The organism is Kitasatospora sp. MBT63, from assembly GCF_000710465.2.
GTDB lineage: Bacteria > Actinomycetota > Actinomycetes > Streptomycetales > Streptomycetaceae > Kitasatospora.
Map to the genome: position 1 here is coordinate 1 of NZ_JAIZ01000447.1, position 450 is coordinate 450.

Annotated in this window: 1 protein-coding gene; it reads left to right on the plus strand. The window is 69.6% G+C overall.

Annotation, left to right across the window (positions count from 1 at the left end; all coding sequences use genetic code 11):
* Positions 1-432: oligopeptide/dipeptide ABC transporter ATP-binding protein (locus AA75_RS24340; protein WP_033822353.1), on the plus strand; the 432-nt coding region annotated here is incomplete at its 5' end.
* Positions 433-450 lie beyond the last annotated feature (18 nt).

Below are 450 nucleotides of genomic sequence, written 5' to 3' on the forward strand. Positions count from 1 at the left end.
CAGGCGCAGGTGATGGACCTGCTGGCGGAGCTGCAGGCCGAGTACCACATGGGTCTGATCCTGATCACCCACGACCTCGGTGTGGTCGCCGACGTCGCGGACAAGATCGCGGTGATGTACGCCGGCCGGATCGTGGAGACCGCCCCCGTGCACGAGCTGTACGCCAACCCGGCGCACCCGTACACCAAGGGCCTGCTCCGCTCGATCCCGCGCCTGGACCAGAAGGGCCAGGACCTGTACGCGATCAAGGGCCTGCCGCCGAGCCTGCTGCACCTGCCCACGGGATGTTCCTTCAACCCGCGCTGCGACGCGGCCACGGATCTCTGCCGGTCCGACCGGCCGCTCCTGCAGCCCGTCCTGGACGTGGACGGCGCCGAGCTCGAAGGCCGGCGCAGCGCCTGCCACTTCTGGAAGGAGACCCTCCATGGCTGAGCCCATCCTGGAGGTCCG